The organism is Streptomyces sediminimaris (assembly GCF_047049295.1).
GTDB classification, from domain to species: domain Bacteria; phylum Actinomycetota; class Actinomycetes; order Streptomycetales; family Streptomycetaceae; genus Streptomyces; species Streptomyces sediminimaris.
The window spans coordinates 640,258-656,328 of record NZ_JBJWOT010000001.1; the positions used below are offsets into that span (position 1 = coordinate 640,258).

At 73.3% G+C, this 16,071-nt stretch carries 11 protein-coding genes and 1 pseudogene; 5 read left to right on the plus strand and 7 right to left on the minus strand.

From position 1 onward, the window contains the following. Position 1: 1 nt before the first annotated feature. Positions 2–415, minus strand: coding sequence for an SsgA family sporulation/cell division regulator (locus ACJ9NR_RS02985; protein ID WP_412489935.1), 414 nt, complete (start codon positions 413–415; stop codon positions 2–4). A gap of 326 nt (positions 416–741) precedes the next feature. Between ACJ9NR_RS02985 and ACJ9NR_RS02990 the strand changes: the two genes are divergently transcribed. Continuing rightward, the gene (locus tag ACJ9NR_RS02990) at positions 742–2,157 is read left to right on the plus strand and encodes a PP2C family protein-serine/threonine phosphatase (protein ID WP_412489934.1); all 1,416 of its coding nucleotides are present in this window, start codon (positions 742–744) and stop codon (positions 2,155–2,157) included. 54 nt (positions 2,158–2,211) lie between these two features. On the opposite strand, the gene ACJ9NR_RS02995 is transcribed toward ACJ9NR_RS02990, so the two are convergent. After that, the gene (locus ACJ9NR_RS02995) at positions 2,212–3,705 is read right to left on the minus strand and encodes a DNA-binding protein NsdB (RefSeq protein ID WP_412489933.1); all 1,494 of its coding nucleotides are present in this window, start codon (positions 3,703–3,705) and stop codon (positions 2,212–2,214) included. A gap of 245 nt (positions 3,706–3,950) precedes the next feature. On the opposite strand from ACJ9NR_RS02995, the gene ACJ9NR_RS03000 reads away from it, so the two are divergent. Both ACJ9NR_RS03000 and ACJ9NR_RS03005 read left to right on the plus strand, forming a co-directional pair. Beyond that, positions 3,951–5,093: an aminoglycoside phosphotransferase family protein gene (locus tag ACJ9NR_RS03000; protein WP_412489932.1), complete on the plus strand. Its 1,143-nt coding sequence runs from the start codon at positions 3,951–3,953 to the stop codon at positions 5,091–5,093. Between the two features lie 303 nt (positions 5,094–5,396). Then, a complete protein-coding gene (locus ACJ9NR_RS03005; RefSeq protein ID WP_412489931.1) occupies positions 5,397–7,367 on the plus strand; it encodes an N-acetylmuramoyl-L-alanine amidase in 1,971 nt (656 codons plus the stop codon). 183 nt (positions 7,368–7,550) lie between these two features. Here ACJ9NR_RS03005 and ACJ9NR_RS03010 read toward each other — a convergent pair whose 3' ends face one another. Further along, positions 7,551–8,048, minus strand: coding sequence for a hypothetical protein (locus tag ACJ9NR_RS03010; RefSeq protein ID WP_412489930.1), 498 nt, complete (start codon positions 8,046–8,048; stop codon positions 7,551–7,553). A 385-nt stretch (positions 8,049–8,433) separates the two neighbouring features. Continuing rightward, on the minus strand, positions 8,434–9,423 hold the full coding sequence (locus tag ACJ9NR_RS03015; RefSeq protein ID WP_412489929.1) for a CapA family protein: 990 nt from the start codon (positions 9,421–9,423) through the stop codon (positions 8,434–8,436). A 567-nt stretch (positions 9,424–9,990) separates the two neighbouring features. Between ACJ9NR_RS03015 and ACJ9NR_RS03020 the strand changes: the two genes are divergently transcribed. Continuing rightward, positions 9,991–10,248 carry a DUF1876 domain-containing protein gene (locus ACJ9NR_RS03020; RefSeq protein ID WP_412489928.1) on the plus strand — a complete coding sequence of 86 codons (258 nt, stop codon included), beginning with the start codon at positions 9,991–9,993 and terminating at the stop codon, positions 10,246–10,248. Between the two features lie 12 nt (positions 10,249–10,260). On the opposite strand, the gene ACJ9NR_RS03025 is transcribed toward ACJ9NR_RS03020, so the two are convergent. After that, a complete protein-coding gene (locus ACJ9NR_RS03025; protein WP_412489927.1) occupies positions 10,261–13,674 on the minus strand; it encodes a glycosyltransferase in 3,414 nt (1,137 codons plus the stop codon). Positions 13,675–13,676: 2 nt separating this feature from the next. After that, entirely contained in the window at positions 13,677–14,378 is a 702-nt protein-coding gene (locus ACJ9NR_RS03030; protein ID WP_412489926.1) for a hypothetical protein, read from the minus strand. Positions 14,379–14,536: 158 nt separating this feature from the next. Here ACJ9NR_RS03030 and ACJ9NR_RS03035 point away from each other — a divergent pair, with 158 nt between their 5' ends. After that, on the plus strand, positions 14,537–15,691 hold the full coding sequence (locus ACJ9NR_RS03035) for an ABC transporter ATP-binding protein (protein WP_412489925.1): 1,155 nt from the start codon (positions 14,537–14,539) through the stop codon (positions 15,689–15,691). 87 nt (positions 15,692–15,778) lie between these two features. Here the strand turns inward: ACJ9NR_RS03035 and ACJ9NR_RS03040 are convergent. Continuing rightward, a pseudogene (locus ACJ9NR_RS03040) lies at positions 15,779–15,997 on the minus strand (DUF1918 domain-containing protein); the annotation flags it as partial. Positions 15,998–16,071 lie beyond the last annotated feature (74 nt).

The window sequence follows — 16,071 nt, forward strand, 5'->3', positions numbered from 1 at the left end:
CTCACACGTTGCCGAACAGCGCGCTCAGGCCCTGCTCGACGGAGGCGCCGACGTCCTCCTGCCCGGCCGGCACCACCGCGTAGGTGCGCAGCAGGAACCGGCGCAGGGCGGGCGTGTCGAAACGGAGCAGGGCCATGCCGTAGGGCGAGTGGAGTTCCATGGCCGTACGCTCCGCTCCGCACGGCCAGAGGTGCACGTCGCCGTCGCCCGCGGGCCCGCGCAGCCCCTCGTCCAGCAGCGCCCTGCCGAAGGTCCAGGTGACGTCCGTGCCGTCCAGGGAGACCTCGGGCGGGAAGTCGAGATGCATGGCCAGCGGGTCCGTGGAGACGTAGCGCAACGTGAGGGGGACGGCGAACTCCTGCTCGTCGGCGGTGATCAGACGGCCGCGGGCGGGCTGCTCGAGGGTGATGTCCATGGTCGCTCTCCACTGCGGTCGTCGGGTCGGCCGGATTGCCGTGTTCTTGTACGACCCCGCAGACCGCGTTTGCATTACATCGAAGCGCTTCCCAATTTGTGTGAACTACGTCACTCGACCGGCAGGGCCGGTCCGGTCGCGGGCGAGCCTGCCGGACTCACCGCAGCGCCGCCCGGTCGGCCCGGGAAGACGCTGGCATATGCCAGCTGCACCACCGCATCGGGTGTCGCCAAATCCCTTACAGGGCGTCGCGGGCTGTGCAACAGTCGTAACCGGTCCCCAGATCCGTCCTTCCCGGTCGCATCCTCCCCGCCTCGGAGTGCTCCATGCCGTCCCACCTCTCCGCGGATCGCTCAGCCGCCCAGCCACCAGGACGCGGCTCGGTCGACGCGCTGATCTCGCAGGCGCGGCGGCTCAAGGGCGAGGTGGACGCCGTACGGCGGGAGGCGCACGGCGACGGTTCGGACCCCCAGGGGCGCTGGCAGCGCGCGCTGTGCGACCTGGCGCTGCACCAGCTCACCGATCTCGACGCCCACTTGGGGCAGTTACGGGACGGTCCGGCAGCGCTGCCGCCGGCCCCCGGGACCAGATCCGCGCCGACCGACCCGCGGCCCGGCTCGCTGCTCAGCCGCGTCGGCAGCGCCGAGTGGAACCTGCTGACGGACGAGGCGAGCTGGTCCGCGGAGCTCTACCGGATACTGGGCCGTGACCCCGCCGCTCCCCCGCTCAGCCTCGACGAACTGCCGTCGGTGGTGGTGGACGAGGACCGCGCGAAGCTGACGGCGATGGTCACGGACTGCCTCGTCGACGCGCGGCACATCGACGGTGAGTTCCGCGTGGTGCGCCCGGACGGCGAGGTGCGCGCGGTGCACATGATGGGCGAGCCCGTGCTCGACGCCGACGGCAGCACCTCCTCGATGTGGGCCGTGCTGCGCGACGTCAGTGAACTGCGCCGCAGCCAGAAGGCGGTGAGCGAGACCCGTGACTCGCTCCAGCGCCACCAGCACCGCGCGCAGAGCGAGCACCGGCTCGCGATCGAACTGCAGGAGGCCGTGCTGCCGCCGTGGCGCGGCCTGCTGCGGCTCCCCCACCAGGGCCCCAGGACGCTGGATCTGGCGGCGCACCACCTGCCCTCGTCGACCAGCACGCTGATCGGCGGCGACTGGTACGACGCGCTGGAACTGCCCGACGGCGAGACGCTCCTGAGCGTCGGCGACCTCACCGGACACGGTGTCGCCGTCGCCTCGGGCATGGCGACGCTGCTGGGTGCGGTGCGCGGCATGGCGATGGCGGGCACCGAGCCCGGGCAGCTGATGTCCTGGCTGAACCAGCTACTCGACGCCACCGTGCAGCCGGCCCTCGGCAGCGCCGTCTGCTGCCGCTACCACCCCGCCACCCGCACGCTCACCTGGGCGCAGGCCGGACACCCCGCCCCGCTGCTGTACCGCGACGGGGCGGGGCGCAGGCTGCGCACGCCGGGCGGCGTCCTGCTCGGCGCGACCTCCGGTGCCCGTTACGAGCAGGCCGAAGAGACCCTCCGGCCGGGCGATCTGCTCCTGCTGCACACCGACGGGCTGGTGCCCGGGCACGACGTCGCCCAGACCGTGAACCGCCTTCTGGACCTGGCCCCCGGCTTCGCCGGGGTCGGCACCGCGCAGGACTGCGTACGGACGGTCGTGAAGGAGTTCGGCGAGACCGAACGCGAGGACGACGCCTGCGTACTGTTCGCCAGGGTGATGTGAACCACCGGACGGCACACGCCCGGTGCGGTGCACCGGCCGCAGCCGCAGGGGCTCCTATATCCGTACGCTGCCGCCGCCCTTCGCCGCCGACTTCGGCAGCGCCAGCTTGATCTCCTCCCGCAGCTCGTGGATCTTCGGGTAGCTGGAGTACTCCGCGGTGAGCCGGTACATCTGCCGCAGCCGGTCCCAGGTGCGGTGGGAGGAGTTGGTCCCCATCGACATCAGGGCCAGGCGCGCGTACCGGTCCGCCTGTTCGGGATCGTCCGCGATGAAGCAGGCGGAGGCCATGGACAGGAAGTCGAAGATCTTCGACCGCTGCCGTCCGTCGACCCTCAGGGCCAGCGCCTTCTCCGCGTAGTGCTGGGCCTGCGCGGCCGCTCCCGGCTCGTGCTCGGCCAGTGTGCGGTAGGCCAGGGCCTGCATGCCGTAGAGGTCCTCCTCCTTGAACATCTGCATCCAGCTCGGCGACGGCACGTCACCCTTGTCGGAGACGAAGAGGTCCTCCGCCCGGCCGAGGGTGCGGCGCATGGCCTGGCCCTTGCCCATCGAGGCCTGGGCCCAGGCCTCGATCGTGTAGAGCATCGCCCTGGTGCGCGGCAGCACCTCTTCGCCGGAGCCCGACTGGGCGAGCTTCATCAGGTCCAGCGCGTCGTCGGGCCGGCCGAGGTGCACCATCTGGCGAGCCGCTCTGGACAGCGCCTCCCCGGCGCGCGGCCGGTCGCCGCCCTCCCGGGCCGCGTGGGCGGCGATGACGAAGTACTTCTGGGCCGTGGGCTCCAGGCCGACGTCGTGCGACATCCAGCCCGCGAGGACGGCGAGGTTGGCGGCGACGCCCCACAGGCGCCGCTGGAGATGGTCGGGGTGGCGGTAGGCGAGCATGCCGCCCACCTCGTTGAGCTGGCCCACGACCGCCTTGCGCTGCAGCCCGCCGCCGCGGGCCGCGTCCCAGGCGCGGAACACCTCGACCGAGCGTTCCAGTTCCTCGATCTCCTGCGACCCGATGGGGGCGGCCTCGAAGCGGTCGAACCCAGCGGGGTCGGCGTGCAGGGGGTTGTCGTGGTAGGGAGCGTCGGCGGAGAGTGTCGGGTCGGTGTGCAGCCACTCGTACATGGCGCTGCTGAGTGCGGATCCTGCGGTGAGCGCGACGCCCGCGCCCACCAAGCCGCGTCGGTTGAGCATGAGGTCCATTCCCGTGAATTCGGTGAGGACCGCCGCGGTCCGCTCGGGCGCCCACGGCACACCGTCGGGATGTTCTGCGCTCCCGGCGTCCTGCCGTTTCCCCGTACGCCCGTGCCGGACCAGACCGAGGTCCTCGATGGTCACGACACGGCCGAGACGCTCGGTGAACAGCGTCGCCAGCACCCTCGGCACCGGATCGCGTGGGATCTCCCCCATGTCGATCCAACGCCGTACCCGGGAGGTGTCGGTCGACAGCTGGGGGTGGCCCATGGCCGCCGCCTGCCGGTTGACCAGCCTCGCGAGTTCACCCTTGGACCAGCCGGCCAGGCCGAACAGGTCCGCAAGGCGGGTGTTGGGTTGTCCGCTCACGTCAAGCCCCCAGGTTCTCGGCTGAGTTGACAGTAGCCCGCCGCAAGTTGCCGGGCGACTATTCGCCAGGGTTCGCCAGGGTGCGCCAGATGGTGTGCCACTGGTCCACGGGTGTCAGGTAGGAATGCGCCACCCCGACCCGGTTGCCGCTTCGAAAGAAGGGGTGCATTCCCCAGGGTGCACCCACGGGGCCGGGCCGGGTAGCGCACTGTCGTCGCAGGCACACGAAGGGATCTGTTTCGCCCATGTACGCAGCATCGTCCTCCGTGTCCGCCCCGCCCCGGCCGCTGCGCCCCCGCCCGGCCGGCAGCGGCCCCTACCTCGACCCCTCAGCCCGTCCCGCGGCCCCCGCGCTCGGCGCCGGCCGGCCGCGGCGCGCACCGGGCACCGCCACCCAGCCGCTCAGCGGGAGACTGGACCTGTCCGGCCCTCAGGGCGCCCAGCTGCGTACGGCGATCGCGTCGGTGCACCGGATCTGCCCGGAGTTCGCCCCGGTCCAGGTGCTGCGCCGCAGCGGCCGGTCCGTGCTCCTGGTCGGCACGACCGGGCGCAGCACGGCCGTCGCCAAGTGTTTACTGGACCAGTCCCCCGCGTGGGCCGAGCGGATCCGCCACGAAATAGCGGCGTACCGCTCGTTCGTCCGGCACCGCCCTCCTGTGCGGGTACCGAGGCTGATCGCGGCGGACCCGGACAACTGCACCCTGGTCGTCGAGCGGATGCCGGGGCGGGTGGCGGCGCTCCAGCGGCATCCGGCCGAGGCACCGCCCCGCGCGGACATCAGGATGGCCCTCGGCGCGATCTGCCGGCTGAACGCCTGGCGGCCGCCGGCCGGCACCTTCGACGCCCCGCTCGACTACGCGGCCCGGATCTCCCGCTACCACGAACTGGGCCTGCTCACCGACCGCGACATGGGCGACCTGCAGAAGCTGCTGCACGGCATCGCGCACTCGGCGGGCCGGCAGGGCATGGGCCAGTTCTGCCACGGCGACGCCCTGCTGTCCAACATCCTGCTCTCACCGGCCGGTCCAGTGCTGGTGGACTGGGAACACGCGGGCTGGTACCTGCCGGGCTACGACCTGGCCACGCTGTGGTCGGTGCTCGGGGACGCGCCGGTGGCCCGCCGTCAGATCAGCCAGATCGCGCAGTCGGCGGGCCCGGCCTCGCGTGACGCGTTCCTGGTCAACCTGATGCTGGTGCTCACACGGGAGATCCGCACCTACGAGACGGCCGTGCAGCGTTCGATGCACGACACGGCCCCGGCGGCACCGGGCACGGCCCACCCGGGTGCTGCGCCGTCCGGCGAGGAACAACGGCTGCTGCTCAGGCGGCTGCACGACGACTGCCAGCTGGCCCGCCGGGCCGTGCGCGCGGCGGTCGGCACTCGCTGACGGGGACGGACGGTCCGCGGTGCGCCCGGAGGGAGGCCACCGCGGACCTTTCGTGTGCGGGCCCCCGGGCCGCACGTGAGCGGCGGCAACCTCCGGCAAGAACTTTCACAAGGGGCCATTGGTGTACGCCACTGACGCCCCGCAGGCCCGCAAGTCTCCGCCGCGAAACTCCTCCACCCTCGTGTTGACATGGGAAATCCTCCGCCTCTGGGCATGATTGACGGATCGTCGGCCAGCCGGTACCACTGACCCACCGCCCGGCCCTGCACGCCCCGCCACGCTCGTCCGTCCCAGGAGGCTGCATTGCGAGGATCCGCCACCGACCCCACGTCCGCGTCCGGCCACAGACGCACCCGCACCACCGCCGGCGCCCTCGCCACGGCGGCTCTGCTGCTGCCGCTGCTCGGCGCGGCCCCCTCCGACGCCCAGTCCGCCACGGACCGGCTGCAGTCGGCCTTCGCCTCGGCGTCCGCCAGGTACCACGTACCGCAGAGCGTGCTGCTGGGCGTCTCCTATCTGCAGTCCCGCTGGGACACGCACGCGGGCGCGCCGAGCGTCTCCGGCGGCTACGGCCCGATGCATCTCACCGACGCCCGCACCGCGCTCGCCACCGCCTCGCACCACAGCGAGGGCACGGAGGACGCACGCGGCGACTCGGCCCGCCCCGCCCTGCACCCGGCCCCGGAGGTGCCGGAGAACTCCCGGCTCCCGGCCCGCCTGAAGACCCTGCCGAAGGCGGCGCGCCTGACAGGGCTGAGCGACGAGCGGCTGCGCAGTGATCCCGCGGCGAACGTGGCGGGCGGCGCCGCCCTGCTGGCCGCCGCGCAGAAGTCACTGGGCGAGCCGCTGAGCGCGGACCCGGCGGACTGGTACGGCGCGGTGGCGCGTTTCTCGGGCGCCGACGACACGGCCACGGCGGCGGCGTACGCCAACGACGTCTACGACGTGATCCGCACCGGCGCCCAGCGCGTCACGGACGCGGGGCAGCAGGTGGCCCTCGCCGCCCGGCCGCACCTCACCCCCGACACCGCACAGATCGGGGAGACCGGTCTGCGCACCGTCTCCGACCAGGGCACGGAGTGCCCGAAGTCGGTGTCCTGCGAGTGGATCCCGGCACCGTACGAGGAGTTCGGGGACAACGACTACGGCAATCACGACCTGGGCGACCGCCCGGCGTCGCAGAGCATCAAGTACATCGTCATCCACGACACCGAGGGCGCCTGGGACGGCGTGCTCAATCTGATCAAGGACCCGACCTATGTGTCGTGGAACTACACCCTGCGCTCCACGGACGGGCTCATCGCCCAGCATGTGAAGGCCAAGGACGTCGCCTGGCACGCGGGCAACTGGTACGTCAACGCCAAGTCGATCGGCCTGGAGCACGAGGGCTTCCTCGCCTCGCCGGACGCCTGGTACACGGAGGCGATGTACCGGGCCTCGGCGCGGCTGGTGCGCTACCTGGCCGCGAAGTACCGCATCCCGCTGGACCGCCAGCACATCCTCGGCCACGAGAACGTGCCGGGACCGACGGCCTCGACCGTCCCCGGCATGCACACCGACCCCGGCCCGTACTGGGACTGGCGGCACTACTTCGACCTGCTGGGCCACCCGTTCCGGCGCACCGCCGGCCGGAGCGGCGGGCTGGTGACCATCCTGCCGGACTACGCGTCCAACCGGCCGGTGTACACCGGCTGCGTCACCAGGAACGAACCCTGCGCGGCGCACGGCAGCAGTGAGGTGCGGCTGTACTCCGACCACGACGAGAGCTCCCCGCTGGTCAGGGATGTCGGCCTGCACGGCACCGGCGCCTCGACGATCGACGTCAACGACGTCGCCGCGCGGGCCTCCACCGGTCAGCAGTACGCGGTCGCCGGTCACTACCGCGACTGGACGGCGATCTGGTACCTCGGCCAGAAGGCGTGGTTCAAGAACCCGGGGAAGGACCCGACCGCGGTGCCCGCGTCCGGCTTCGTGGTGACCCCCAAGCCCGGCGTGGACAGCGTCCCGGTGTACGGGCGCGCCTATCCGGAGGCGTCGGCCTATCCGGCGGGGGTGCCGGTCCAGTCGGTCTCCCCGCTGCCGTACACCCTGCCCAAGGGGCAGAAGTACGTGGTCGGTGACGTGGTGCCGGGCGAGTACTACTACGCGGTCACCTTCACCACCGACTCGCACCGGGTGGTACGGGGCAAGGACCTCTACTACGAGATCCAGTACGGCCACCGGGTGGAGTTCGTGCGGGCGGCGGACGTGACGGTGATGCCGTCGAAGGGCTAGCGGCCGGCCCGGGCACGGCACCGGCCGACGGGAGGGGCGTGCGCTCCTCCCGCCGGCCGGTGCGCCGTCTCCGGCGGCTCGGGAGCGAACAGTTCCTCCGGCTCCCCCACTGCCGCGCAGGCAGCCCCTGCTCATGGTGGTGGCGACCGCCTGCCTCCCGCCGTGCGCCGTACGGGCCTGCGCTCAGCCCTGCTGGAACAGCTCCGCGGGCAGGGGCTTGAGAAGGGCGTACAGGTCGTCCGTGATGGGGCGGTCCCAGGCCGCGATGGTCACCAGGACATGGTCGCTGCGGTCGAACTGGACGCAGGAGATCCGGCTCTCGGAGAGCTTCAGACGGCGCACGATCATGAGGTTGTCGCCCTGCATCACCGGCATGTCGTCGACGCCGACGACGCTCACCTCCTCGTCGTTCTCCAGCGCGAGCAGGAGCTGGCCGACCTCGAAGGGGATCTCGCCCTCGGCGACCTCGCGGGCCGGGGAGCCCTCCGGCAGATTGCCGATGATCATCGCGGGGCCGCGACCGCCGAAGAGGTCGTAGCGCAGGAAGACGCCCTGGCAGCTGCCGTCGGGAGCGGGCAGCAGGCCCGCGCCGAGGTTGCCGGGCCAGTCGCCCGGGTCCATGGCCAGTACGTCGAAGTCTGGGCCGGCGGGAGTCGCGCTGCGGCGGCGGAGGAACGACATGTCGCCCATGGTAATGGGACCGGAGGCGGTGGCGCGGGCGAGGTCAGCCAGGTCCCGGCGGCACGGCCGGGCCGGTGGTGTCCGTGCCCGTCCCGCGGTGGACCGCGGGCCGGGCGCACGGGCGCTCGCTCCTCGGCGCCCGGCCCGCGCCTGCTCCCGGCCCCGGGCCGCCGGGTGCGCCGCCGGCCGCTCGCGGCCGGCCCGGAGGGCCGCCCTCGGCCGGGGCGCGCGGAGCCGGGGCGGGACGACGGCGTCGTAGCGGCTGCCCCGACGGGCTGCCCGGCGGGGGCCGTGGATCGCTCTCGCCGTCGTCGACCGGAGCGGTCCCGGCACCGCGGACGCGGGCCGGTGGGCGGACCGCCGCTCCTGCGGAGCGGTTCGCCCGTCAGCTCGCGCGTGCCGTCCGGTGGGGCCACCGGACGGTCAGCCGGTCGCCGTCGTCCACGACGCGGGTACCGAGTTCGGCACAGGCGCGGGTGAGCCGGTCGGCGGTCCAGGCGTACTCGGCCCGGTCGGCGAGGCGGGTGTGGCAGTAGTCCAGGGCGATGGGCACCGCCTCGGTGTGCCGGACGCCGGACCGGTCCAGGGTGACCAGCCAGAGCAGGCCCAGATCGTTGCGCAGGGCCGGGTGCACGGCGTAGTCGTCGACGAAGTCGCCCAGGTCGAAGAGGACCTGGCGGGTGAAGCCGTGGAAGACGTGGGCGGAGTGCCCGACGACCAGGTCGGCTCCGGCGGCCGTGAGTTCGGCGGCGGCGCGCCGTACGTGGGGCACGGGGCGGGGCGTCATGTTCGGGCCCCAGTGCACGCTCACCAGGACGAGATCGGCTTGCTCGGACAACGCGCCGATCGAGTCGGTGAGCCACCGCGGCGCCTGTGCCTGCCGGAGGTCCGCGTACGCCACGCCCGGCCGGTCGGCGCCCGCCGCGTACTCGGCCGGGTGGTCGGTCACCGCCAGGACCCCGAGACGCAGCCCGCCCGCCTCCAGCAGGAGCGGGGCGCGGGCCGCCGCGGCCGACGCGCCGGCACCCACACTGCCGATGCCCGCCCGGGCCAGGTGAGCGATGGTGTCGAGGAGGGCGTCCGGGCCGTGGTCGAGGGCGTGGTTGTTGGCCAGGAACACCGTGTCCACGCCGAGGTCGGCCAGCACCCCGGCCGCCCGGGGCGGGGCACGGAAGAAGAACGGCTTGCCGGGCACGTCGACGGGCTCACCGCGGTCCGAGACGCAGCATTCGAGGTTCAGCAGGAACAGGTCGGCGGCCGCGACGGCCTGGTGCACCGCGGGCGTGAACAGGGGCGGCGGCCTGCGGTGTCCGAGCGCCTCCGCGACCCCGCGGCCCAGCATGGTGTCCCCGGCCAGAGCGATCGTGACGGTCATGCTCCTCCGCCTCCTCGTGGGCTGCCGGAGGCGGGCCGGCACACCGGCCGGTGTGCCGGCCCGCACGGCTGACGAGCGAGATGCCGGGCCCATGGAGCCGCGCGGCCTCCCCGACGACGACGTCGTCCCGCGTCGGCCCGGTGCGGGCCCGGCATCCGGGCGGGCCGTCGGCCCGTCCCCTTCCCGCAGGCGCCGGCCCCCACACCGGCACCCACCCGTGAGGCGCGCTCCGCTCTGCTCGGGCCGCCACCCTGACCGGTCCGAACGAGCCGGCGGCGACCGGGCCTCCGAAAGAGGCATCCGCCGCCTCCGCGCCTCACGGGCTCATTTCTCACCCTGGCACCGCGGGCGGCCCGCGCGCAGGGGCCGAGCGGCTCGACCCGCGGGACGAACGGCCCCACCGACCGGCGGCGCGGCCGCGCACGCCGCCCGTCGCGCGCCGGGCGGACGGCAGGGACGCCGAACCGTTCGGATGGGCCGTTCGACTCTGTACGGCCCCCGGCGACCGGCACACGCTGATGAGTAGGGAAGCCGCCCCGCTTCCTGCTCCCCGCGGAAGTGATCACGATGGAAGCCAAGCAGTGGACTGTGCAGATCTACCTCACCGAGAACGACGACGAGACGCACGCGCGTGCCGTGCTGACCACGCGGGACACGTCGACCGTCACGGGCAAGGGGGTCTCCCGGCGCAACCCGATCGACCGCCCCATCCCCGAGATCGGTGACGAACTCGCCGTCAGCCGTGCCCTGGAGGACCTGGCCGTCCGGTTGCACGACGTCGCCGCCGACGACATCGTCCAGCTGGCCGGTCCGCTCGAGCGGTGACGCGCCGGGCCCTCACGGGCCGGATGCGCCGAAACCGCCTGAACCGGCTGACCCGAGAGGGCGGCCCGGCCCCGGCCACAGTCGTACCGGGCGCCGGGCCGCCTTGTCCTCGCACCAGCCCACCAGGACGACCGCGAGCGCGAGGAGCGGCCAGACCAGCAGGTACAGGAACCAGTTCGCGCCCAGCGGCAGGGAGTTCTCCAGCGCGGGCACCCGCCACATCTGGTCGATGAGCAGCACGCCGAGGACCAGCGCGACCTCGTGCCACAGATAGACCGTCACGGCACGGGCGTTGAACAGGACCACACCGGCGTGCACCGGCCGGTGGCGGCGCACCCAGCGGTCCCCGTCCGGCCCGAACCGCAGCAGCAGGAGCACGAAGCCGAAGGACCACAGGGCCTGGCCGAGCGGGATCGCCCCGAGGTCGTAGCCCTCCTCGGTCGGGTGGGTCAGGGCGAACGCCCCGCCCCCGGCCATCAGCGCCGCGGCGAGCGCCGTCACGCGGGCCGCCGGCAGCCGCCGCACCAGCCCGTCGCGGTGGGCGAATCCCAGCAGCCAGCAGGCTCCGAAGGTGACGAAATCGGTGATCGGCTCCGCCACCCGGTCCGGCAGCGGCAGCAGTTCGCTCTGCGCCGGCGCGGCCAGGGCGAGGAAGGAGGCCACCGCCACCCACGGTGCCCGGCGGAACCCGCGCAGCAGCAGCGGCGAGACGATCACGAACAGCAGGTAGGCGCGGATGTACCAGAGCGGCGCGACGATCTGCCAGGCCCAGTCGGTGTGAGCGAACGGCGGCTCGCTGACCGGCACGATCCACAGCGCCATCCGCGCCCACGCGGCCGCCTTCGAACCGCCGCCCTCGTCCGGACGCCAGCCCGTGAGCAGCATGGCGATGACGACGACCAGGCCGAACAGCCACACCGGGGGCAGCAGCCGGCGCAGCCGGGCGCGCACCACCGCCGCGGCGGAGCGGTCGCCGCGGTCGAGGGAACGGGCCATCAGCGAGCCGGCCAGCGCGAACATCACGCCCATCGCGGGGAAGGCGAGGGTGAGCCAGGCCCAGTCGAAGGTGTGGTACGTCACCACGCGGACCAGGGCGACGGCACGCAGGAAGTCCAGGTAGAGGTTGCGTCCGCTCCGGGCGGGCGACGCGGCGGGCCGGGCGGCGCCCCGCACCGGCGCGGGCGCCGGCGCGGGTTCGGGCACAGTTGCTGGTTCGGGGACGGTCGCGGGTCCGGGGACGGTCGCGGGTCCGGGCACAGCCGCGGGCGCGAGCGACGGGGCGGGCGGCACCGGCGCGGCCACCCGGCCGGTCCGGCGCAGCTTGTGCCAGCGCAGCCGGGCGCCGGTGAGCGCGGTGGTGCAGGACTGGAGCAGCACCGTGTACAGGAGCTGGCGGTAGAACAGCTGCTGCAGCGGCAGCGCCCACAGCGCCCTCTGCTTCTCGCCGTCCAGCCGCAGCGCGTAGGAGGCGCACAGCAGCTGGACGACGACCAGCGCGCCCCAGGCGGCCGCGGTGCGGGCCGGGTCCTGGAACATCAGCCCGTAGAGCAGGAACAGATCGATGAGCGGGGCCAGCAGCGGGACGAGGACGGTGAACAGCACCACCAGGGCCAGGCCGTAGCGGCCGAAGTGCCCGCCGTGGCCCCGCTCGACGACGGCGTGGCGGTGTTTCCACATCGCCTGGAGCGTGCCGTAGCTCCATCGGTACCGCTGCCGCCACAGCTGCCCGACGGTGGCCGGCGCCTCGGTCCAGGCGCGGGCCCGCTCCTCGTACACCACCCGCCAGCCCGCCCGGTGCAGGGCCATGGTGAGGTCGGTGTCCTCGGCGAGGGTGTCGTCGCTCACCCCGCCGACGTGCCGCAGCGCGGTGCGGCGGTAGGCGCCGACGGCTCCGGGCACGGTGGGGATGCAGCCGAGGACGTCGTACATGCGGCGGTCGAGGTTGAGGCCCATCACGTACTCGAGGTGCTGCCAGGTGCCGAGCAGACGGCCGCGGTTGCCGACCTTGGTGTTGCCCGCCACCGCGCCCACGCGCCGGTCGGCGAAGGGCTGCACCAGCTGGTGGACGGTGTCCGGTTCGAAGACCGTGTCGCCGTCCATCGTCACGACGAGCCGGTGCGAGGCGTGCGCGACACCGTTGTTGAGGGCGGCCGCCTTGCCGCGGTTGGGCTGGCGCAGGACGGTGACGCCGGGCAGCGCGAGCGACCGGACGACGTCGGCCGTGCCGTCGGTGGAGCCGTCGTCCACCACGATCGTCTCGACCGGATGCTCGCTCCTGGCGACGGAGAGCACGGTCTGGGTGACGCACTTGGCCTCGTTGTAGGCAGGGATCACCACGCTGACGGGCTCGGTGACCTCCGGCCCCCAGGAGAAGTCACGGTCCCGGCGCGCTCGGGCGTGGCGGTGGGCGAGCACCAGCATCGCCGCGAAGCGCAGCAGCATCAGTACGCCGACCGCGACCATCAGCACGGCCAGGGCGGGTACGAGCCGGTCGCCGACGGCCACGGCGGCCACGAAGACCCGGCCGCTCCACAACTCGGCTCCGGAGACCGGGTGGTGGGCGCTGGGGGCGCCGAGCGCGTCGGTGACCGTGGTGAACCGGTAGCCGCGGGCGCGCAGTTCCGGGATCAGCATGTCCAGGGCGCGCACGGTGCGGGAGCGGTCGCCGCCGGCGTCGTGGAACAGCACCACGGCTCCCTGGCCGGTCAGCTCCCGGGTGACGTGCGCGGCGACGGCGGCCGCGTCGGGGCGCTTCCAGTCCTCGGTGTCGATGTCGACGAGCGCGGTGATGTACCCCTTCCGCCCGAGCCGCTGGATCACCGGCCAGGACACGTCGTCCAGGTCCGCGGCGTGGGACGAGTAGGGCGGGCGCACCAGCGAACTGTGGATGCCGGCCGCCCCGGCCAGGGCCAGCTGGGCCTGGGCCAGTTCGCGGTCCGCCCGGAACCCCGACTGGTACGCCAGGTCGGGGTGGGTGAAGGTGTGCACGCCGATCTCGTGCCCCGAGTCGACGGTGCGCCGCAGAAGACCGGGGTGCCGGGAGACCGAGGCGCCGATGACGAAGAAGGTGGCCTTGACGCCGTGGCGGTCGAGCACGTCGAGGACCCGCGGGGTCCATGTCGGGTCGGGGCCGTCGTCGAAGGTCAGCGCGAGGGTCCGGTCGGGGATGCGGTGGCTGCGCGTCCGGGACCCGGTGGCGTCGATCACCGGACCGCCGTTCAGCACCTCCCGCGGTACGTGGTCGGCCGACACCGGCGGGTGGACGCGGTGGTCGGCGGCGAACTCCCCGTGCGTGTAGCCGTGCAGCAGCAGGACCCCCGCGACCATGACCAGGACGACGAGGAGGGAGACGATCCGGGGACGCGAGGCGGTGCCGCGGCGGGTGCGCCGGGGTCTCGTGGAGCGCCTCGACGGCTGGGCGCACATGATCAGCTTCCCGGCGGGACGCTGCTGGTGGTGGCGGACGGTGCGGCGGCGGACGGCGCGGAGCCCGGCGTGCTGCCGGTGGCCTGCGGGACCGGGCTGGACAGGACCCCGGAGGGGGTGGCCGGCGGCGTGGAGTCCGCGGACGGGCTGTCGGAGGCCGGCGGGCTGGAGGCCGGGCCGGTGCCGGGAGAGGCGGTCGGCGAGGCGGGCACCGTGGTGCCGTTCGTGGGTGCGGGGGGCACCACGGAGTCCTGCGCGGGCTCGGAGGGATCTCCGCCGGATGTGGCGGGGGCGGTCGGCGAGCCGGACCGCCCGGGGATGCCGGAGGGCGACAGGGACGCGCCGCCGGACTCCGGTCCGACGGACGTGGCGGGCTGCTCGCCCGGCGGCTCCTGGACGCTGCCGGGCTTCTGGGAGGGCAGGCCCGGCACGGGCAGCACGGTCCGCGGGGCGAACGGCGTCGCGCCCAGGAAGCTGAGCACCAGCACGCCGGTGTACGCGGCGCACAGCGCGCCCGCCGTGTAGGCCAGTCGTCGCATGCGCAGGCCGCGGCGCCCGCTGGTGTCGACGAAGACGGGCCCGCGTTCCGCCTCTCCCCCGGCGGGAGGTGCCGCCTCCGGTGGGATCAAGCGCACTGTGTCGGTGTTCGCCTCGTCACCGCCCGGATGCCCGGGCCGGGGCAGCTTCAGATGCGGACGAAGCATGATGCCCCCTTCGCGGCCTTTCGTCCCTTTCAGCTTCCACCGGGACCCGGGATCGTCCAAGGGCCGAGCGGCACGCAATGCGGGTCGATCGGGTCCTCCCGGCGGCACGCCGGCCGCTCCAGCTTGGGAGCAGGAGATGTATCGGGGAGGGGTAGGCCATGGCGTCCGTGACCTTCGACAAGGCAACCCGCCGCTTCACCGGCATGGACCGGCCGGCCGTCGGCGAACTCGATCTCAGGATCGCCGACGGCGAGTTCATGGTGCTGGTCGGACCGTCCGGCTGCGGCAAATCGACCAGCCTGCGGATGCTCGCCGGGCTCGAGGAGGTCGACTCCGGGGCGATCCGCATCGGCGACCGGGACGTCACCCACCTGCCGCCCAAGGACCGCGACATCGCGATGGTCTTCCAGAACTACGCGCTGTACCCGCACATGACGACGGCCGACAACATGGGCTTCGCCCTGAAGATCGCCGGTATGCCGAAGCCGCGCGTCCGGCAGCGGGTCGAGGAGGCGGCCGCCATCCTGGACCTCGCGGACTACCTGGACCGCAAGCCCAAGTCCCTCTCGGGCGGTCAGCGGCAGCGTGTCGCCATGGGCCGGGCCATCGTCCGTGAACCGCGGGTGTTCCTGATGGACGAGCCGCTGTCCAACCTGGACGCCAAGCTGCGGGTGCAGACGCGGACCCAGATCGCCGTGCTGCAGCGCCGCCTGGGCACCACCACCGTCTACGTCACCCACGACCAGGTCGAGGCCATGACCATGGGAGACCGGCTGGCCGTGCTCAAGGACGGGGTGCTGCAGCAGGTGGGCACGCCCAAGGACGTCTTCGAACGCCCGGCCAACACCTTCGTCGGCGGGTTCATCGGGTCGCCCGCGATGAACCTCTTCCGGCTTCCGCTCACCGCGGACGGGGCTCTGCTGGGCGCACTGCTCGTGCCGTTGCCCCGCGACACGCTGCGGGCCGCCGGTGCCGAGGGTGCCACGGAGATCACGCTCGGCATCCGCCCGGAGCGGTTCGACGTCCTCGCGCCCGAGGACCTGGAGACCCCCGGGCTGGAACTCGTGGTCGACGCGGTCGAGGACACCGGCGCCGTCGCCTATCTGCACACCAGCGGAAAGGTCGGCCAGGAGATCACCCCGGTGGTCGTCCGCCTTCCGGGACGGCCCACCCAGGGCAAGGGCGCGCACCTGCGCGTCGCCGTACGCCCGGAGGCCGTCCACTGCTTCTCCGCCGTGACCGGCGAGCGGTTCGACGAGGTGCGGGAGACGACCTCGGTCCGGGTGCGGCTGCCGCAGGACACGACCCGGTGAGCCGGTGAGTCACGCCGTCCCCGCGCGGGCCGCGCAGCCCGGGCGGGGACGGCGTGACGTCCCGCGGTCTCAGGCCGTGCCGGTCGTGCGCCGCTCGGCGACCGGGGTGCCGGGGAGCTGTTCGGCATGACGGACATGCGCGTCAGGGCCGGGGAACACGAGTGTCACCTCGTGCGTGTCCGACCAGCGCACCTCGTAGGGAGGTGTTCCGTCCTCGTGTCGCAGGCCGACGATCTCGCCGTCGCGCCTCGTGATGCCGGTGGTCGGGCTTTCGACAACCAGTACGTCACCGATGTGGGCTCGCATGATCTCCACCCGCTTCCTCGGACTGCTCCTGTACTCAACGTCGCACGCCCGGCGCGCCGCCCGCTTGGGTCGAG